This window comes from Paenibacillus sp. FSL R7-0179 (assembly GCF_038002265.1).
Classification (GTDB): Bacteria; Bacillota; Bacilli; order Paenibacillales; family Paenibacillaceae; genus Paenibacillus_AQ.
Genome location: NZ_JBBOCC010000002.1, coordinates 2381683 through 2400699, shown reverse-complemented (window position 1 = coordinate 2400699; position 19017 = coordinate 2381683). Strand labels below are relative to the sequence as shown.

Sequence of the window (19017 nt, the reverse complement as noted above, 5' to 3'; positions counted from 1 at the left end):
GGTCATTGGAGAAGCATGGGTAATCATACTATGAGGATATAACCACCGCGGAGAATCAGCTGAATTCCATAGCGGTCATATAACCTGCCGGCAAATACACTAGTCAGTCCCATGAGCAGTGCTCCCGGCAGCAGCATCAGACCCGACTCTCTTGGCGTAAGTCCCCTGACATTCTGTACATACAACGGAAGCAGCAGCTCACTACCGACCATGACTATGAACATCAGCACTCCTATTATTGAAGCGCTTGTAAACCTACGGTTGCGGAACAGGTTGAAATCAAGCAGCGGGATCGTCAACTGTATTTGCAGCCTAATGAATAGAGTTGTGAACAAAATGCCAATTAACGTAAACATCCCTGCCATTATAAGGGAGGCTCCCTGCTCTCCAGCCAGATTCACACCATATAACAGACTAGCAAACCCTATTGTTGAGTACAAAATGGATCTCAGGTCCAGCTTTTCCTTATGGCTCTCCCCCACATTCTTTAAACAGAAAGCAGCTAACAGTAAATTGGCAATACCAATGGGCAGGATTCCATAAAAGAGGATCCGCCACGAGTGCTCCTGAACAACTAAGCCCGACAGTGTCGGGCCTAATGCCGGAGCGAGCCCCATAACGAGTCCTATTAAACCCATTGCTGAACCTATTTTTTCCTTAGGGTAGACTCTTAAAATCGTGGTCTGAAACAGCGGCATTAATAACCCAGCACCGATCCCTTGAATCATTCGTCCTATCAGGATGAACGCGAAGTTAGAAGAGCCTCCAGCAAGAAGGGTTCCAGCGGCAAAGGCGCCTGCCGAAGTAAAGAATAACCCTCTCGTAGTGAATCTTCCGATCAAAAATCCGGCAATAGGCACGGTTATGCCTGCAATCAGATAATATATTGTAATCAGCCATTGTGCCTTCCCTTCATTAATCCCTTAATCCTGCATCATTCTCGGCAACGCCGTATTCAGCATGGTTTGCATCAACTGACCAAGAAAATTCGCAATTACCAATGATGAAACGATGATACCGGGCTTACTCTTCATGGTTACTCCACCTGTCAATCTGTTCTTAAAGGCTGGATCACATCCACAGGTATTGACAATATAGCCCGTTAAATTTAAAATAATCACAGCGGATTAGTGTGATTTAATTTACTATAAACTTAACTAAAAAAGGAGACTTATAAAATGGCCGCTCTCCAAACTTTTAAAGCATCTGCGCATTTGCAAGACGGAGTCCAGGTGAAAGTAGCATCCCGAAGCTTTGAGTTTATTATCGACGAGCCCAAAAGCTTGGGCGGAACCGATACCGGAATGAATCCGGTCGAAGCTTTGCTGGCCTCACTGGGAGCATGTCAGTCTATCGTGGCCAGAGTGTATGCGCCTAAATTCGGCGTGAACCTCAAGGATTTCTTCGTGGATGTAGAAGGCGATCTTGACCTGGATGGCTTTTTCAACAGGTCGGAGGTACGTCCGGGCTATTCTGACATTCGGTATACATTCCGAATCAAAACAGATTCGCCCAAAGAACAGGTTGAAGAATTTGTACGATTCCTGGAAAGCAAATGCCCAGTTGGAGATACCCTCGCATATCCGGTTAATCTCAAGCTGGACAGCATTATCATCGAAAGCTAAGCGACCGATAAGAACCGGAAAGCCGCATCGGATGCGGGTTTGGGGGCTTTCCTGTTAACAACTTACAATAGATCCGGGTTAGCAGCCCCCACTCCCCTTTGTCAGTTCTACCTAAGACCGGTCCGGCTACCTTCTACTACAGTTTGGTCAGCACATGCGCGCTCACAAAGTAATTCCTGTCTTCATATTCGTCATGGACGAACTCCCACAGCAACGAAAACCTTAATTCAACTTTATAGAGCCGCATAATTTGCGGATGAACGTGGACAAATGCTCCCGGCAGGCATAAGCCTTGTTTTGCCAGCTCCGGCAGATGCTCATAAATCAAGTCCAAGTTTTCCCGGATATTCCCTCCCGTCAGCTCCAGAGTCTTAAAAGTAGCCGGGCTGGTATAGCCGGTTGTTTTCATGTGCTGCAGCAGCAGGGTATCGGTTAAATGAACAATCACCCCGTCCGATGCCAAGAGGCCCCGCAATGATTCAAAGATGTTGATATGAATCCGCTCAAGCAACTGATCCAGCTGAGCGCTGTATTCTGGCGTATGGACAACCCTATTTTTCTTCCTGTAAAAAAAGGCGGAGATGAGCTGCGTCGTGAAGCATAAATTCATGACCACGTCAAAAGGAGGATGCAGCGGCGAGAAGTCCACCTTTGGCAGCAAATCGTCGACCTTTTCTTTCAAGTCATCCGGAGAAGACACTTCTCTTCCTACGCCGGTCAGATCAATGATTGCCCGTTCGTATTTTTCCGGGTGTGCCGACTTGGCCAGAAAGCGGTCCAATGCTTTTTCATCGATATCGACGATCGTGATCCGTTCAAATATAGACTCGATGTACGAGATGGGCACATCGTTTCCGTTCCCGGCTCCGAGTAATAAAATATGCCCGCGCCCGCAGCGGTTATGCTCCAGAGTTTGTTCCAAAACTTGCCGGATCTGATCACGGTAGCCGCCCCAGTGCTGCCAGTCATGCTGGGTAGAGTCGTTTCGGAGGATGTTGGCTTTACGGAATTTGACGTACGGAACATTGACTTTTCTATTAAATGGATTCATATCGAGTTTCACCTTTTCTATCAGAATATTACTGAAATTATCCATCACTCGAGGATGCTTGTGAATTAATACTGGAGTCCGTCCCAAAAAGGTTTGCCGTGAATTGAAGCGTGTTACTACGATAGATTAAAGAATAGTAAAAGTAAAGAGCCCGCATTTGCGCGGGCTCTTTGTGCTGGGATAATATAGGTGAAGAGTTCATATAACTGGCATCTGTGCTAATGTCATTTCTTATAATGACGTTAACAACATTGTTTACTGTTTTCTCTCCTCCAAAATGAACAACAAGACTATGTGTCATACAGTAAACGTTTTATACTATGTATAATGCACTATTGCGTTCCACGACAGATGGAGTGACTGGATTAGTTATGAGGAAAATCCGGTAGCTACGGCACCAGAAACCTAAGGCTTGGAGCCTACTGCCCAGGGCATCTCAAATTGCTGAACCTGGGCGGCAGGCTCTGCCTATGCAGTGAACTATGGTATGTAAAGGAGTTAGACGATGGAGCTTCAGCGCTGTACCTATCCTCCGCTTCAACCCGATCCCGGCAAGCTGCTTGTGATCCGCGAACTGCCGCTGCCGCCAAGAATCCGGGAGAACTCACAGACTCAGTTAATTGCTCTGAACGAGCATTTGCAGCTATGGCAGATTGATCTCATATCCGGCCGTACCCTCGCTTTAGCGGATCTTCATTTGCCAGATTTTCATCCGGAGCATCCGGTACAGCTCGTCATTAGTCCCTGCGGACAAGCAGCCGCCGTGAGCAACCGGTTCGGGCGTCATGCCGCCGTGGTCTCTCTGCGAACCGGCCATACCCTGCTGGAACTAAGCCGGGGAACCTATCATTTCAGCGTATCCACCTATCCGCTGGCTTTTGCTGAATACGGACAGGAATTGGTTCTTATTCACGGTGTGGATTGGAACCGGCTGGAGCTTACTGTTGTTCTGCCCGAGGCCGGGCCGGTTGCTGCTGATATAAGCCTTACCAAAGCAAGCTCCGATTTGCAGGAAGACGATTTGGACTATTTTCACGGGCAGCTTCATGTCTCTCCAGATCATACCTACATAGCGGAAACAGGATGGGTATGGTCGCCGACCGGCATCACCCGGGTATGGAATCTCTCGAATGGGGCTCAGAACAAGCCGGCAACGGGGCGAGGCGGGCAGCTGAACGCGATTTGGACCCCGCTGATCGATTGGGATCTGCCAATGGTATGGCTGGATAACGAACGCCTGGCGGTATGGGGGCAGATTGATAGGGAGATGGTAGATGAAGAAGATTGGCAGGAAGAAGGAATTTGTCCAGCCATTCTGATCTACAATGCGGCCACTAAGAGCAGAGAGCTTGTTCTGACAGACCTGCCTGCTTATACAATGTGCTCTGGTACAAGTGATGTATTTATACATGCACAAGCACAGTTGGCCGCATCATCTTCCGGCAGACTATTCGCCTGGGGAACCGGCCTGCCCCTATATTGCTGGAGCCTGCCGGATCTGCAGCCGCAGATCCATGAATTACCGGTTCAACCAGACTTGTATCATAGGCAAGCCGATCTATTCCTGTATATCAGTGAGGGAAGACTTGAAGCGTGGCGCTGTTTGTAGAGCATGAGTAGCACCGCTTCTTTAAAATGATTGGTAGAATATTCCTTGTGAGGAGGAAATCAATGGAGAAGATCTACGATTGCCTACATCAATTAGATGGAAATGACCTGCGGTTTTTCTTTTACAACTTATTAAACACAGCAGATCATTATCAAACGAACGGCAGTATTGAAGAAAAAAAGTTAGCAGAGGGACTCCTTAATCTCGTCCAAAATCATATTGAGGCGGTTCACAACCATAAACGGCAAATAGATGAACTCCAACAATATGTTTATCTTGTTTTCAGTCTCTCTGACGCAGGTTCATTAAAAGTAACGCTAAGTAAAATTGTCATTTGGTGTGCGGATAACGCACATGACCAAACAGGCTTACGTTTCGCATTGCATTTGCTGAGAGGCCGGAAACAGCCGGTCAATGTTGTTAATGTGACAGAGCTCTTTAATACTATAGGTAATCATCACAAAGAAGAATCCAAACCTTATTGGAGTAGCTTAATGGATAGAGAACATTTTCAGATCATCGTTAAAAAATACTACCAAGGTGTTGCTCTTGATCCTAGTCAAAGAAGACGGTATGAATCAGAATGGCTAATGCTCTCAAGTGAAAATCATGTACTCCGTTTGTGGAAGGAGCGTTCTGTAAAAGGCGCTGAGGAATCTGCACTGGACGAAATGATCATTAGATCCGTCATTGAATTAGAGCAAGAACAAGATGAGAATGGCTTTATCAACGCAGCAAATGTGGTAACTAAAATATTTGATACTTCGCACCAATTCGTAGGGTATTCATTTATTACCAATAGGATATGGAGTTTAGTTAACCAAGGAGTTTTAGAGTTTAGCGGACTGCCAAGGGCCTTGCATCAGTTCTCTGTTAAACTTGGCACGCATAAGAATACTATAGCACCATGAGAATAAGCAGCCGAAGTCTTCGGCTGCTTATTCAGGTAATGCCATCATATCGCCTACTCCTGCAGCTTCGATACCTGCTCAATCAGCGCATCCACACCACGATCCACTGTGTAAGGCCCATTGTTCCAGTTCGCGCGCGAGACATTGATGATCCGGTTGTTCTTCACCGCAGGAATGCTCTGGTAGACAGGCTCCTTGAACAGCTCGTGCATGGCAGCCAGCTCTTCATCAGTCATTTGCGTGAAAAAGTAATCCGCCGGCTTGTCCACCAGCATCTCCATCGACAGCACCGTTCCCCCGTCAGCATACTGCTTGAATTGCTCAGGCATGATAAAGCCGAAATCCTGATAGATCAGCTTGCCTAAGGTACCACCCTCGCCTCCAAGCAGCACTTCCCCTTTATGGATAACGAAGGAGATGGCGGTAGTACCTTCATCAAGCTTCACATTGATGGTATCCCGGATTCCTTGCAGCTTCTTATCGAACGATGCAATCCATTTCTCTGCCTCATCATGCTTGTCCATAATCTCGCCCATGGTCCGTAAGGTGTTCACCACATCCGGGTCACCGCCCCAGGCTACTGCTATGGTCGGAGCGATCTTCTCATAGGTCTCAATGACATCCTGCCCCAGATAATCCGGTATGATTATCAGATCGGGCATCAATGCGGAGATCGCTTCCACACTGCCTACGCCTGCTCCGACATTCTCCACATCCGCCATCTCTTCCTTGTATTGATCGAGTGTCTCCTGGTTGACACCTGCCGGCTTCAGGCCAAGCGGAAGCATATACCCGCCGTATGCGAGCGCCACTACCTGCGCGGGCTCCGCCGGAATCTCCACCTTTCTGCCGAAGCCATCAGTAAATACCTTATTGGGCTTGTCTTCAGCAGCCTTCATATCTCCGCCCCCGCAGCCTGCAAGCATCACAGATAAGCTGATCAAGAGGGATATCGCAAACATGGGCTTATGGCTAACTTTCAAATCATTCACACTCCGTCTTCTGTATTGATAATGATTATCATCGATATCAATATAGCGTGCTTCCTTACGGGGAGCAATGAACGATTCCAGCATCTCTTTGGTAGGATTTGAACCTTTCAGGAGCGGGGCGTGCATTTTGAACTGTGCCGGAGTCTCTCTGAACACCTTTTTGAACAATCTGCTAAAATAATAAAAATCCGTATACCCCACACGTTCAGCCACATCGCGTATCGGTGCATCTGTCCCGGCCAGCAGGCTTCTGGCGTGCTGCATCCGGGTACGGCTCACGTACTCCATCGGACTGCACTGATACTTGCGTTTGAATACCCTCACTAAGTGATGTGTACTATAATGAAACAACTCCGCCATTTCGCTCATGGACAGGGGCTGGTGATAGAATTCCCCGATATAACGGGCGATCTGCTCCGCCAGATCTGTCTCCGGCTCCTGCTCCCCCGCCAGCTCAAGCTGACGGAATTGCTCAGATACAAACTGGTAGAACAGTCCCAGCACCTGCACCCGTTCCAGCTCCCCGCCGCTCCTCCATAACTGATGCATACGCTTCAGCAGGGACAGAATCACCCATGGGTCACTCCCGGGGAAGGCATATTTCCGCTGAAAAGGGTTAGGCTTGTCCACGACCGCTTCTGTGAAGGAGCTGCCCATCCACGGTTTGTATAGAATGAGGTAATAATCAAATGTTCGCTCCAGACACGAAATTTCAAGAAGGGTCCCCTTCCCGCCATGAATAACATGCGCATAACCCGAAGTGCGCCCGGCCCCATTGAGCCGAACCTCAGCCTCTCCCTGATTCGTGAATACAAAGCTGCTTGACGGAAAAACATACCGCTGCTGCTCTCCCGGCCTCATGATCACATGACGGATATCCATGATTCTAACCGGTACATGGTTCCATGCCCGAATGCTCTCTGTCATCTCGAATCTCACAAGTACTTCCCCCTGGCTGCCGTCCACTGTAAATTTCTATTATTATAATTGATAACCATTATCAGTTACAACACTGTAGCTCTGCAAATAGGATCTGTCTGCCAAGTGAGATATAATAAATTCCATGAAATTAAGCTGCACATAGCAGAAAGGCGGTGCAACGAATGAATGATAAAGATAGCCTCCCGCCTTCGGAAGCCTTTGGAGAGCTAGATCAGATGTGGTTCAGGCTTCGGAGTATCACACATGGCAGCCGTTCAGGGGGAGAGTGGCCGTTACGGCTGCAATTTCTGGAATCGTATATGCTGCTGATTCCCATTATGGGCCAAGGCTCCATCACGGTAGACGGCAAATACTGCGAGCTCAAGGCGGGATCTGTGTTCGTCTGTCAGCCGGGGCAATTGATCGAGGCCCTACTTACGGGTACAGGCGAACAGAGTGTATACATTCTGCGGTTCGATGTGTATAGCCAACATAGTATGCTGGAGGAACAGCAACCGTCCCGCCCGGCGGAGACTCATCTCCCCTTCCCTGTAGAAGGAGCCATACCCATTCAGTCAACGATTACATACAGCAAACTTTGTGAGTCCATCACCGGATACATGGGAAGCCTCAACCCTTTGCAGCGCCTGCTTGCCCAGAGCCGGTTCTATGAACTGCTGTACAGTCTGCTAAGCAGTGCCCGTCAAATGCAACCCACCGATACGGGAACTTCCATGGAGCGGGCCATGCTCTATATCGAGCAACACTACCGTGAAGACTTATCCATAAGTCTGCTCGCTGCTGAAGCAGGCACCAGCATTAGGCACTTCATCCGCCTGTTCAAGCAAACCTATGGTCTCAGCGCGATTGAGTACCTGACCGAATACAGGATCAGACAAGCCAGGAGGCTGATGCTGCCGCAGACGAATTATGAGCTGAAGGATATTGCAGCTTACGTCGGTTACAAGGATGTTCCTTATTTCCGGCGCAAATTCAAGCAGATTACCGGAGTCGCGCCGGCCACCTTCATGCGCAATGCCAAGCTCAAAATCGCAGTTTGCCACGGCAGCCTTATCGGAGCGCTGCTTAGTCTGAATATTATTCCGTGCGCGGCTCCTGCGGACCATCCCTGGGCTGAATATTACCGGCGTAAATATGAGACGGATGCGGTGCTGCCGCTTGCCAGGGAGGAATCTCTCCAGTTGCAGCAGCTTACCGTTCTTCGAGCTGATTATATCCTCGGACTGGAGCCGGCGGTAAGCCGGAGGATGCTGCCGCAGCTTCAGGCAATTGCCCCCGCGTTCCTGGTATCTCCGCTCCAGAAGGATTGGCGCACGCAATTACAATTCATTGGAGAATGCGTGGGCAGGGCGCCGGAAGCAGCATCCTGGCTCAGGAACTATAAGCGTAAGGCCAAGAGCATCCGGGCAAAATTAGCTCAAGGACCCGCCATGGGCAAGCTGCTCCTTGCCCGCATATCCGGGCAGGCCATCACCGTGTTGTCTACCCGAAGCTTAGCTGAGGTATTCTACGATGATCTGCATTTTATCCCGGCCTCCGTTGTGGACCTTAGGCTGAGCAATCAGACATTAACCCCGGAGGAGCTATGGTCATCAGATGCGGACAAGCTGCTGTTCATCGTGGATGAGGATGCAGCTTCGCAGGCAGCCTGGTCTGCGTTCCGGGACAGAGAGTCCTTGCTGCCCCCCGATCCCGCAGGATTGTCACGTGTCGCGCACCTCCCTCCCTATCCCTGGACGGAGTATAACTCGTTCACCCAGGAGCTGGTTCTTGACTCCGCCTTGACACTTTGGCGTAATCGGACATGAAATATTGGCGTGATAGTCAATAGTCGAATCGCGCGGATTGTTTTATACTCCTAACAGTGATATTGATTCTCACTCTCAGGTGGGATGACAGGTATTGAAACTCAGGAGGTTATTGAAGATATGCGACAGATGAGACAAAAAATGGTGTTCTGCATGGCGATAGTATTGACACTGCTAATGACGGCTTGCTCCAGCAACAGTGGACAGGCCAAGGTGGCCGCAGACGCCAAAGAAGATTTCAAGGTGGTCAATAGTGAGAAAGGCGAGATTACAATCCCCGCCCACCCGGCCAGAGTGATTGGATTATCTGTGGTCTACCCGGAATTCCTGCAGGCCTTAGGCGTTACTCCCGTTGCTGTGCAGAACTACCAGGAGGAGTTCCCGACCTATCTGCAGGAGCCGTTCAAGGATACGCTGAAGATGGGCATTGCCCAGACCCCGAATTTCGAAATGATCCTCTCTGCCAATCCCGATCTGATCCTCGCTCCTACATGGTGGTCGGCTAAGGATTACGACCAGTTGTCGGGGATCGCTCCGACGGTTCTGCTGCCGCAGCGCGATGACTGGCGCGATGAGCTGAAGGATATCGCCGGAGTGCTCGGCAAGACGGAGCTTGCAGAGAAGGTAATCAAGGATCTGGAGGATCAGGAAGCAGAAGCCAAGCAGAAGCTGGATGACCTGGTGGGTAATGAAACGGTGATGTACATGATGGTGATGCCGGGCAGCTTCGTGCTTTACGGAGATCAGATTGACCGCGGGAAATTCCTTCATACTACGCTTGGGCTGGAGATGATTCCGAATTTCCCGGCTAAAGATCCTTCCTTATCCATCTCGCTCGAGAAGCTGCCGGAGTATAATCCTGATCACATCTTCCTTCAGTTGAATAACGAGGACGACGCCGGAGTGAAGAAAACCTATGAGGATCTGCTGAAGAGTCCATTATGGAAGAACATGACGGCGGTCAAAAAGAACCAGGTCTACACCATGGCCGGCAAGGACTGGTTCAATCTGGGGATGTCTCCTCTGGCTAACCGTTATGCGGTGGATGCGGTGCTTCAGGCCTTTGAAGGCAACTCCAAATAAAGGGGGACTTCAGATGGGCGACGCTGGCAGACTCCAAGGGGTTGAACGTTACTACATCTGCCCCAATGCTGTTGAGAATGCAGTGGCTACTGTACCGCTGACCGAATTATGCAGCCCTGCACAAGCTGAATATCTGCTTACCACTTATGCTTCCATGCTTGGGACAGAGGATAAGCGTATCGCTGCAGCCATCTTCTGCACATGGGTTGCCGGGATCTGCGGAGCCAAATACGCACTGCTCACAGCCGCAGACCCGCTGGCTCATGCCTTGCGGCTGAATAACCTGTCTGTCCAGCTCATCCGCACGGAGGGGTATCCCGAATTCGCCTTCCCTATCCATAATTACCGGGAGAGTATCCATGACCAGAACGGGAATAGAAAGGAGCTCATAGACGAACTGGAGTTGTTCTACACGAACGAGGTCAGACCCATTGTTACGGCGCTTGCCGAAGCTTCGCAGACCAAAGAGGTGATGCTGTGGAGGCATGTCTATAATCAGTTGTATACTTTTATCGAAGAGGATGCTCATGACGCTCTCAGTGAGTGCCGCCGCAACCTGATCCACGGACAATTCCATGCTGCCATGTGGGAGCTGACACCCGAGGTATTCGGACTTCGCAGCAATCCGTTCCGTATCACCCCCAAGTTCCGTACGGACCCCGATCCTCCGCATGATACGATATCTGTGAAAGCTACCTGCTGCCTGGCCTATAAGCTCAGAGCGGATCATGGCTATTGCGGGGGATGTCCTATCCGTTAATCAGCACAGCCTAATAGACTATTTATCGGCTTGGTACCTTTTCCCAGCCGGTTTTTTCTGTAAAATAACATACTTCACTCTACAAGAATATCCGCCATATTCCGACATATTATTTAAGAGCTTTTGCTCTAATACATATCCGGGAGATGACCTATGTCACAGCTAATTCAAAAACGGCCAGTCCGTTCCACCAGCATTGCCAACACATTGGCCATTGTACTGCTAGTCATTATTCTTGTCGTCTTCTCGATTCTGGGTACCTTCTTCTATTCCAGCACCCGCAGCATTCTGGTCAGCCAGCAAGAATCGATGCTGATGACCAAGACGCAGGGAATTGTCAGCCAGTTCGATGCTCTGTTTAAAGAGAAGGGCTCACTGGTCAAACAAATGTCCACCAACTCGATTTTCCAAAAATATATTGAGAGCACTACACCAGATCAAATCACCACCTCCCCTTACGCCGCAGAAGCACTTGCTACACTGGCGGACATTGTAAAGTCAGAGCCCTCCTTCGCCGATGCCTGGGTGGCCGGGTTATCCGGTAAGGGATATTTCCTCCAAAATGACGGTCTGGCCTCTAAATCAGACTTCGATATCCGCGCCCGCCCCTACTTCAAGCCCGTATCTGAATCCAAGGGTCTCTATTATTCTGAGCCTTACGCCGATGTCAATAATGGCAAAATGCTGATGGGCATTTTCTATCCGATTCTGAATGACAGCAGCCAAATGATCGGCTTCATTGCCGCAGATATTGCCTTCGATGACATCCCGGAGATTATGCAGAGCTATTCCTTGGGAAGCACCGGCTTCTCCATTCTGGCTACACGCTCAGGCGATATTCTCTACCACCCGGATAAGGCTAAAGTGCTGAAGGAGAAAATTACAGACAGTCCGGGCGATCTCGGGGCCATCGGCAAAAAAATGATTAACGGCGAATCCGCCGTATCGCTCATCGATGATAATGGTGACCCCCGTTATATCGGTTATGCCACCAGTAAGGATACCGGATGGTCTGTAGGCTTAACCATTACCCGGAATGAGGCGCTTAGCGAGCTAACGTCCTTCACCCGGATTACCATTACCGGTTTTGCCGTGGCCGCGCTTCTGCTGCTGGTCATCTGTTATCTCATGCTGCGTTACCTCTTACGTTCTATTCCCAAGCTGCTGGCCGCTATCAAACAGATTGCAGACGGCGACCTAACCGTTCAGCTTAGTGACGCCTCCCGCAACGAGATCGGGCAGATTGCTCATGGCATCGCGGGCATGGTTCAGAAAATTCAAGGCATGATTCAGGTGATCCATAATACGACTCAGGTGCTTACTCAGTCTTCTCACAACCTGCAAGCTGTCTCAACCAAAACCGCGATAACCATGAACGAAACGGCCACGGCCATCAATGAAATTGCGAATGCAACCAACTACCAGTCTGCTGAATCCGAGAGCATCCTCCACAAAACGGGTGCATTATCAGATCAAATAGACGAAATCACCAGTGACGCTCAGGCTGTAGGCACCATGGTGCAGAACTCAGCCCAGCTCAGCAGTTCGGGTCTGGATTTGGTCGAGCAGCTCTCCAAAGCCGCCGAAGACAATCACGCATCCACACAGGCAATGTCGTCGCTCATTGAGGATATTGATCTGAGCCGTCATGAGATTTCAGGAATCGTAGGCACAGTGAATCAAATTGCCACCCAGACCAATTTGCTCGCCCTTAATGCTTCCATTGAAGCTGCCCGCGCAGGTGAACACGGCCGGGGCTTTGCCGTGGTGGCCGGTGAGGTGCGTAAGCTTGCCGAGCAGACAGCCCGGGCTACCGAGGAAATATACAAGAAGGTCAGCGCCATTGAGGAAAAAACAAGTCTATCCGTAGAACACACTACGCTGAACCTTACGATTGCAGAAGAGAACGCCAAATCCGTAGAGGATGCGAAGCAGCTCTTCTTCAGCCTGAACAGTGACCTGGAGGAGCTGAAGATCAGGATGCTGCAGATCAGCAATAACACTTCGATTGTCCACAAGCATAAGGATGAGATTCTGCAGGCAATCGAGGTCATCTCTTCGACGACTGAGGAGAATTCTGCCTCCACTGAAGAGGTCAGTGCCAATACACAGGAGCAGCTCGGCAGTATTGAGCAGGTAGCTGAACTGTCCAGAGAGCTGAGCGAAATCTCTAAGAAGCTGGAGGAGGAGCTGCGGCAGTTCAAGCTGGAATAGCGGAATATGCCAAAACAACGCCAAGTGGATGTCCCGCTTGGCGTTGTTTTTATCATTCGGAGGCATATGCTCGGTTCGGTGCTATTTTAACATATATTTGCTTATGGTCTTAGGCGCATAGCTCTTTGTAATATACAGCTCCCCGCCTCCCGCATAAATGTAATTATGCCCGGTTTCGTAGTCGTGCCAGCTTGTGGAGAGATGATATTTAATCTGCAGGTTTGCCGGGTCCAGCACATAGAAATCTTCCTTAGCTATATCTCCCTCAAAGGTCTCAGGATCAATCACAGCCGGACGCTCCTGCCATTGGTACTGCTTCTCGACTGTAATCTCACCCGATGGCGTTATCCTGCTGTACCATTCGCGGTCCCCGGCTTCACCGATCTGCTGCTTACCAAGCAACTGATTGTCTTTGCTGTACAATTTGTAGATGTTGTCGCTCTTGATCAGATAGTTATTGCCTGTCGTATCAATCCGGTCCGCCTTGTTCAGAGGACGCACCCACTTCTTGGCGCCGCTTGCGTCATAGCCGAGTAACAGCCGGGCATCCTTACTGCTCATCTGAATCAGGAACGACCCGCCGCGAAGCGGATGCACCTGGAAATAGGAGTCTTTCACCGTTTTGGGAACAGTGTAGGTAGCCAGCGGTGTTGTCAGTGCAGTCAGACTGCGGTATACGCTGATACTATAAATATGGTCTTGTTTATCTATCAACTGATGCATAACGTACCCGTTCGGGAGTAACTCAAGTATCCCTGTGGTCCATTTGCCGGTCAGCTTCAGCCCGCTTACCTGCTTCCCTTCCTGATTATATTCAGTAAAAGCAATAGTTTTTCTGTTGGCACTTAGTCCGGACCGGATACTAACATTTCCGTTATCCAGAAATACCGGCGTGTAAGAATCGGTTATTGTTTTGGTCCACTTCCGTTTGCCGTTCGGATCGACAGCGGTGAGATCGTAGGGGATGCCGCCTTTCATTTTGTAGAAGTAGGAGTAACCGTTACTGGCAGAATGAAAACCATGAGCAGTAAACGGCTGGTCGTTAGCCATGTCCGAATAATCAGATACCCAGTTGGCCGAACCGTTAATGCGGTCAACGGATGCGTACAACATGCCCGAAGACTTCTTCTTGGAAGGGGATACGGTTACGGTCTTGACTAGAGGAATGAACATCCGCTTCATGCTCTGCTGGGTGTCTATAGTGCCCCAGAAACTAAGTCCATCCGGCAGCGTATAGCTCCATTCCGGCGCAGGCAACTGTTCAATGACCTTCCCGGCAGCGGATGTACGCCCGGGCAACAACACCTGTGCAGCCAATGCCAGCGCAAATGCCGTGGTGAGAAACTTGAATCGTTTTGGTAACATACTATTATCCCTCTTTTGCTATGTATTAATGTTCCAGTCTGATCTATTATAGGATCACGCTGACAATATGGACAGGTTAATAAATGGATTGCCTTCTAACAGGCGTAGCTGTAATACCTGTAAGGCTAAAATCAGCAGACTGTGGAAAGAAGGGAATCTTCATTGGACGAGACTATAAATATACAGGAGCACATCCTGATCTGGAATCATGCAATATTTCAAATTATGGATATCAGACATATACAACTGCAGACCGGTGATAACGTCAGACCGTATCTGCTTCCCTCCAGCGCCTATTTTTACGTTACACAAGGTCATGCATCTGTCACCTTAGACGGTGCAGAGCATGCTGCCAAGCCTTACTATCTGCTTCATGGGGGCAAGGGCGCTTATCTCGATATCCGTCTTACTGACCATTCTTTTGAGTACTATCTTATTCTCTATAAAGCCAGCCTGCCGCTGTCCGGGAGGCGATATTCACCGGGGCGGACGGAGCCAGCGCTCCCCTTCTCCTTGCAGTACGGATTCATTCCGCTCCATCCGGCAATTCTCTATCAGTTGGCTGAACGGATGCTGGACGAATGGCTTGTGCAGGAACGGCTGGAACAGCTGCATGCCAAAACTTTGTTCTACCAGTTTGTCTACGAGCTGCTTCAACAGATGGATGAGCAGCAGGTCAGCCCCGTAAGGCCGGATCTGATCTCCCAGATCATCCATTACATAGAGCAGCATTATGCCGAACCGGTCACGCGGGATTCGCTGGCACGTGTTTTCAACTACAGTGTACCTTACCTGTCCAAGCATTTCCGGCGCGTGACCGGGACAAGCATCATTGATTACTTGATCCGCATCCGAATCAATCAGGCGGGAGACTTGCTGCAACAGACCGACTTGTCTATGCAGGAAATTGCACGCAGCATCGGGTACACCGATGTATCCTATTTCATCAGGTTGTTCAAAAAAACGGCCGGCGTTACCCCCGGTGAGTTCAGAAATGCTTCGCTGCGCCAGGTGAACAGTTCCTATCGTCCTATTATAAGGCTTCAATCGTCCATTGCTCCGCGCAGGCTTCGTTACTATATTGGTAAGAGAGATGATAATCATTATCAATACAGTGGAAAAGGAGATTTACCGATGTACAAGAGCAAATTACCTGTAGGAGTGACTGTATTACTGTGCCTGGCACTCCTGCTAAGCGCCTGCGCAAGACCAGCGAATTCGAATGGCGGAGCAAGCAATAATACTGGAGCTGGCACAACTTTAAGCACCGGCAGCAATACCGGCAATGCCGAGACCGGGAAGACAAATGTCAGTGCCGAGACTATCACCTTCAAAGCAGTGAACGGTGAAATACAAATCCCCAAGAATCCGCAAAAAATCGTAATGGTCGCAGGAGCCTTCACCGGCCATCTGCTGGCACTGGGATTAAAGCCGATTGCAACCGGGGATGAGTCTTTTAACAGCTACACAGAAGGTAAACTGGACAATGTTGTCAATCTAGGCAATGACATCCCTTACGAGCAGATTGTTGAGCTGCAGCCTGATTTAATTGTGGTGTGGAATGATCCGGCTGCAATCGAGAAGCTGTCCCGGATTGCGCCGACCGTCGCTGTAGAATACGGAGTTCCTTTCCGGGAGCAATTAATGGAATTCGGGACAATGACCGGCCGGGAAAAGCAAGCCAAAGCCTGGATTGAAGCGTGGGATGCCCAAATCGCCAAATACAAACCACTTGTGAAGCAGGCTGTAGGTGAGCGCACGGTATCGATTTTTGATGCAGGAAGTGCCAAGGAGTTCTATGCTTACGGCAGCTTTGGGCGGGGCGGCGACATTATCTATGGCGAGTTCGGACTGAATGCACCGCCGATTATTCAGAAGGAAGCTATTGACAGTGGCCAGGGCTGGGCCAAGCTATCCCTTGAGCTATTGCCGCAATATGCCGGGGATTATATTTTTATCAGCGGATGGACAAGTGAAGAGAATGCCGCATGGATCTTCGAGGGCAACATCTGGGACAGCCTCCCCGCTGTTAAGAATAATCATGTCTACCGCGAGAATAGCCGCGGCTTCGTGTTCAGCGACCCGATCTCCCTGGATGCCCAGCTCCAATTTGTGGTAGACAGCTTGCTGGGAATGAAATAGATTCTGCATGAGTCTAGAGCGAATGATAAACCAGCCGGGAAAGTTGCTCCTCAGTGTGCAGCAGCTTTTCCCGGCTGGTTTGCCAGTACCCGGGCTGTCCATTACAATGACAGTACACAGGCTGACAATGCCGATTCCCGGGAGGAGAGTATGACATGGAAGCATGGAACCGTCCCCGATGGGGGCAATTAACGGTTGAGGAGAAAATGCACACGATGCAGGAAGTACTTAAGCAGCTGCCCGCTGGTTTCAAGTGGCTGCGCTTAGAAAGGTTCGAACGTTACGGCCAGTCTCTGGAAACAGGGGTCTTCTTGTATGAGGGCAGTGAATATGTGTTCGTGCCGGGCGACTCGGTGACCCTGGGCCGTTCAGAAGTACATATGTATGCGAAGATGTCTCCTGTCCGCGAGGCTGTGATCGGGCCGTTGCTTGTCCAGCGCCAGCCTGTATCGGCAGGCTGGTATGAATGTCCGCTGGACCGGCTCGACGCGGAGGAAGACGAGGATGTATTCGAAGCGATCGAGGAGTTCCGTCAGGGACCGCACACCAGCTATGAGTACTCGCAGTCTTTCCGGCTGGAACGGGACGGTGATCAGGTCGTCGTGTTCCTGTTCGACGATAGCGAATCGTTCGGGGAATGGCGCGAAACGGAGCTGCCGGAGGGCTTCACCCTGCCGACTGAGGATGAATGGGAGTATCTGTACGGCGCAGGCGTCCGGACGCTGTTCCCGTGGGGCGACGAGATTGATACGTCCATGCGCCTGAGACATGTGTCCGGTTCAAGTGAGGCTAATGCTGAGGACCCGTATCCGCTGGAGCTGCCAAATGCGTTCGGCCTGTGCTTCCCTGGCGATCCCTATAAGAAGGAGCTGGTGCTCACTGAGGGCGGCATCACTGGTAAAGGCGGCGACGGCGGCAGCAATCTGCACGGCGGCCAGGGCGTTGATCTGGGATATCTCCCAACCGCGACCGCTTTCCGTGATCCTTATGAGAGCGAGCTGGAATGGGAGGATCTGCTGGATTGCCTCGTGTACCGGCGGGTAGTGAGACTGTAGACCAACCATTCAGACACTGTAAGAGGAGGCATACAAGCAATGGAAATCCAATTAAGCGGCATGTGCGGCAATTCACCGAAGAACAAGCTGGCTGAAGATTTAGCCGTCGCTCTTATTACTGGAGATACCAAAACATTAACCCATCTGCTATCTGGCGATGCTTCTGTGGAGCTTGTTGGCAGCGAACGTTATCCGTTGTCTGCCGTTCTCCAGGGAGAAGCTTCTGTTCCGGAGCTCACTTTACTTACGATTGAACATGCCATCTCCCACGGCAAAATCGCTGCTGTGAGCGGGAATTGGATGACGCGCGGCGGAATTCGCTTCGCCTTCAGCGACCACTACAGCTTCGCTACAACCAAAGGCACTGAAGTGGCTGCCGCCCGCTGTTACCGGATCAAGCTGGACTGACCTGAAGTTTGTACTCAGCGAAAAGCCGCCCGCTTCGCTAACGCGAATCCCGGACGGCTTTTTTTCATTATGTTAGTTAGTTTTATACCCCTTGCGATATAAGCTCACGCTTAGCGGGGGCTGCTCCCTCTGTGTCCGATTCTGGACCGTTGTCCATCTCCTCCACACGCGCCACATTCAGTTCCTGCTCATTCTGATGAAGCTCCTTGACCATATTCCTGTAGATATGGGCTTCTTGACGGTCCAGCCCGTCACGATTCTCTTTCATGATCCAGGTTTCCACGGTTCGCTTGAGAATTTCGCCTTTTCGTTCCAACAGTTTCGTATAAGTCAACGTTTCTTCATTCCCTTCCCTATGCTTAGAGTTCATACGCCGGGTAAGCTCAAATGTGACTTCCGGCGTAACGTCTACTATTATACGGGAAAGACCCGGCTCACCCAATGCGGTGCAGCAGGGCTTACACAGGGTGAGCCGCACTGAGCTTAGAAGAGACCAACTCAGCAGGCAGGGTTCGTAAACATGCGGATAGATGCTCCCATATACGCAGGATAGGAGTAGAATAGCATCACGCACACCTTGCTCAGTCGGCCCGCACCTCCGGCACGGTCCATTGTAATCGGTTTTCCGATTACATTTCCGTTAACGCCTCTCGCCCGGGCCATTGTAATCGGTTTTCCGATTACATTTCCGTTCACGCCTCTCGCCCAGGCCATTGTAATCGGTTTTCCGATTACATTTCCGTTCACGCCTCTCGCCCGGGCCATCGTAATCGGTTTCCGATTACATTCCCGTCCACACCTCTCGCCCGGGCCATCGTAATCGGTTTTCCGATTACATTCCCGTCCACACCTCTCGCCCGGGCCATCGTAATCGGTTTTCCGATTACATTCCCGTCCACACCTCTCGCCCGGGCCATCGTAATCGGTTTTCCGATTACATTCCCATCCACACCTCTCGCCCGGGCCATCGTAATCGGTTTTCCGATTACAGTCGGCCCGCACACCTCGCTCTGGCAGATTGTATTTTCACATGCATCCTGTTCGTGTCCATA

General features: G+C 50.3%; 17 protein-coding genes. 10 read left to right on the top strand and 7 right to left on the bottom strand.

Annotated features, from left to right (window positions below; all coding sequences use genetic code 11):
• Positions 1-23: 23 nt before the first annotated feature.
• Positions 24-866: an MFS transporter gene (locus MKX63_RS26850; RefSeq protein WP_341023297.1), complete on the bottom strand. Its 843-nt coding sequence runs from the start codon at positions 864-866 to the stop codon at positions 24-26.
• 312 nt (positions 867-1178) lie between these two features.
• On the opposite strand from MKX63_RS26850, the gene MKX63_RS26845 reads away from it, so the two are divergent.
• Complete coding sequence (locus MKX63_RS26845) at positions 1179-1625, top strand: OsmC family protein (protein WP_341021479.1); 447 nt, start codon at positions 1179-1181, stop codon at positions 1623-1625.
• Between the two features lie 136 nt (positions 1626-1761).
• Here MKX63_RS26845 and MKX63_RS26840 read toward each other — a convergent pair whose 3' ends face one another.
• Positions 1762-2721, bottom strand: a complete 960-nt coding sequence (locus MKX63_RS26840; RefSeq protein ID WP_341021477.1) for a hypothetical protein — start codon at positions 2719-2721, stop codon at positions 1762-1764.
• A gap of 460 nt (positions 2722-3181) precedes the next feature.
• Here MKX63_RS26840 and MKX63_RS26835 point away from each other — a divergent pair, with 460 nt between their 5' ends.
• On the top strand, positions 3182-4285 hold the full coding sequence (locus MKX63_RS26835; RefSeq protein WP_341021475.1) for a hypothetical protein: 1104 nt from the start codon (positions 3182-3184) through the stop codon (positions 4283-4285).
• A 62-nt stretch (positions 4286-4347) separates the two neighbouring features.
• Entirely contained in the window at positions 4348-5196 is an 849-nt protein-coding gene (locus MKX63_RS26830; protein WP_341021474.1) for a DUF3658 domain-containing protein, read from the top strand.
• A gap of 53 nt (positions 5197-5249) precedes the next feature.
• Here the strand turns inward: MKX63_RS26830 and MKX63_RS26825 are convergent, their stop codons facing one another.
• Positions 5250-7127, bottom strand: coding sequence for an ABC transporter substrate-binding protein (locus MKX63_RS26825; protein ID WP_341021472.1), 1878 nt, complete (start codon positions 7125-7127; stop codon positions 5250-5252).
• 164 nt (positions 7128-7291) lie between these two features.
• On the opposite strand from MKX63_RS26825, the gene MKX63_RS26820 reads away from it, so the two are divergent.
• From MKX63_RS26820 to MKX63_RS26805, 4 genes are all read left to right on the top strand, one after another.
• The gene (locus tag MKX63_RS26820) at positions 7292-8938 is read left to right on the top strand and encodes a helix-turn-helix domain-containing protein (protein WP_341021470.1); all 1647 of its coding nucleotides are present in this window, start codon (positions 7292-7294) and stop codon (positions 8936-8938) included.
• 120 nt (positions 8939-9058) lie between these two features.
• Complete coding sequence (locus MKX63_RS26815; RefSeq protein ID WP_341021468.1) at positions 9059-10021, top strand: ABC transporter substrate-binding protein; 963 nt, start codon at positions 9059-9061, stop codon at positions 10019-10021.
• A gap of 13 nt (positions 10022-10034) precedes the next feature.
• Positions 10035-10781, top strand: a complete 747-nt coding sequence (locus MKX63_RS26810) for a (2Fe-2S)-binding protein (protein ID WP_341021467.1) — start codon at positions 10035-10037, stop codon at positions 10779-10781.
• 153 nt (positions 10782-10934) lie between these two features.
• The gene (locus MKX63_RS26805; protein WP_341021465.1) at positions 10935-12995 is read left to right on the top strand and encodes a methyl-accepting chemotaxis protein; all 2061 of its coding nucleotides are present in this window, start codon (positions 10935-10937) and stop codon (positions 12993-12995) included.
• 81 nt (positions 12996-13076) lie between these two features.
• On the opposite strand, the gene MKX63_RS26800 is transcribed toward MKX63_RS26805, so the two are convergent.
• Positions 13077-14360, bottom strand: coding sequence for a hypothetical protein (locus tag MKX63_RS26800; RefSeq protein WP_341021463.1), 1284 nt, complete (start codon positions 14358-14360; stop codon positions 13077-13079).
• A 225-nt stretch (positions 14361-14585) separates the two neighbouring features.
• Between MKX63_RS26800 and MKX63_RS26795 the strand changes: the two genes are divergently transcribed.
• From MKX63_RS26795 to MKX63_RS26785, 3 genes are all read left to right on the top strand, one after another.
• Complete coding sequence (locus MKX63_RS26795; RefSeq protein ID WP_341021461.1) at positions 14586-16502, top strand: AraC family transcriptional regulator; 1917 nt, start codon at positions 14586-14588, stop codon at positions 16500-16502.
• Between the two features lie 155 nt (positions 16503-16657).
• A complete protein-coding gene (locus MKX63_RS26790) occupies positions 16658-17557 on the top strand; it encodes an SUMF1/EgtB/PvdO family nonheme iron enzyme (protein WP_341021459.1) in 900 nt (299 codons plus the stop codon).
• A 39-nt stretch (positions 17558-17596) separates the two neighbouring features.
• The gene (locus MKX63_RS26785; protein WP_341021456.1) at positions 17597-17965 is read left to right on the top strand and encodes a hypothetical protein; all 369 of its coding nucleotides are present in this window, start codon (positions 17597-17599) and stop codon (positions 17963-17965) included.
• Between the two features lie 82 nt (positions 17966-18047).
• Here MKX63_RS26785 and MKX63_RS26780 read toward each other — a convergent pair whose 3' ends face one another.
• The 3 genes from MKX63_RS26780 to MKX63_RS26770 all read right to left on the bottom strand — a co-directional run bounded on the left by MKX63_RS26780 (position 18048) and on the right by MKX63_RS26770 (position 18969).
• Entirely contained in the window at positions 18048-18233 is a 186-nt protein-coding gene (locus MKX63_RS26780; protein WP_341021455.1) for a hypothetical protein, read from the bottom strand.
• A 230-nt stretch (positions 18234-18463) separates the two neighbouring features.
• Positions 18464-18730: a hypothetical protein gene (locus MKX63_RS26775; protein WP_341021454.1), complete on the bottom strand. Its 267-nt coding sequence runs from the start codon at positions 18728-18730 to the stop codon at positions 18464-18466.
• Positions 18709-18969, bottom strand: a complete 261-nt coding sequence (locus MKX63_RS26770; RefSeq protein WP_341021452.1) for a hypothetical protein — start codon at positions 18967-18969, stop codon at positions 18709-18711. The genes MKX63_RS26775 and MKX63_RS26770 overlap by 22 nt, the downstream gene beginning before the upstream one ends.
• Positions 18970-19017: the final 48 nt, after the last annotated feature.

Coding starts and splice junctions, on each gene's coding strand:
- MKX63_RS26845 (WP_341021479.1), top strand. CDS start 1,179: ATGGCCGCTCTCCAAACTTTTAAAGCATCTGCGCATTTGCAAGACGGA.
- MKX63_RS26840 (WP_341021477.1), bottom strand. CDS start 2,721: ATGGATAATTTCAGTAATATTCTGATAGAAAAGGTGAAACTCGATATG.
- MKX63_RS26835 (WP_341021475.1), top strand. CDS start 3,182: ATGGAGCTTCAGCGCTGTACCTATCCTCCGCTTCAACCCGATCCCGGC.
- MKX63_RS26830 (WP_341021474.1), top strand. CDS start 4,348: ATGGAGAAGATCTACGATTGCCTACATCAATTAGATGGAAATGACCTG.
- MKX63_RS26820 (WP_341021470.1), top strand. CDS start 7,292: ATGAATGATAAAGATAGCCTCCCGCCTTCGGAAGCCTTTGGAGAGCTA.
- MKX63_RS26815 (WP_341021468.1), top strand. CDS start 9,059: ATGCGACAGATGAGACAAAAAATGGTGTTCTGCATGGCGATAGTATTG.
- MKX63_RS26810 (WP_341021467.1), top strand. CDS start 10,035: ATGGGCGACGCTGGCAGACTCCAAGGGGTTGAACGTTACTACATCTGC.
- MKX63_RS26805 (WP_341021465.1), top strand. CDS start 10,935: ATGTCACAGCTAATTCAAAAACGGCCAGTCCGTTCCACCAGCATTGCC.
- MKX63_RS26800 (WP_341021463.1), bottom strand. CDS start 14,360: ATGTTACCAAAACGATTCAAGTTTCTCACCACGGCATTTGCGCTGGCA.
- MKX63_RS26795 (WP_341021461.1), top strand. CDS start 14,586: ATGGATATCAGACATATACAACTGCAGACCGGTGATAACGTCAGACCG.
- MKX63_RS26790 (WP_341021459.1), top strand. CDS start 16,658: ATGGAAGCATGGAACCGTCCCCGATGGGGGCAATTAACGGTTGAGGAG.
- MKX63_RS26785 (WP_341021456.1), top strand. CDS start 17,597: ATGGAAATCCAATTAAGCGGCATGTGCGGCAATTCACCGAAGAACAAG.
- MKX63_RS26780 (WP_341021455.1), bottom strand. CDS start 18,233: ATGAAAGAGAATCGTGACGGGCTGGACCGTCAAGAAGCCCATATCTAC.
- MKX63_RS26775 (WP_341021454.1), bottom strand. CDS start 18,730: ATGGCCCGGGCGAGAGGCGTGAACGGAAATGTAATCGGAAAACCGATT.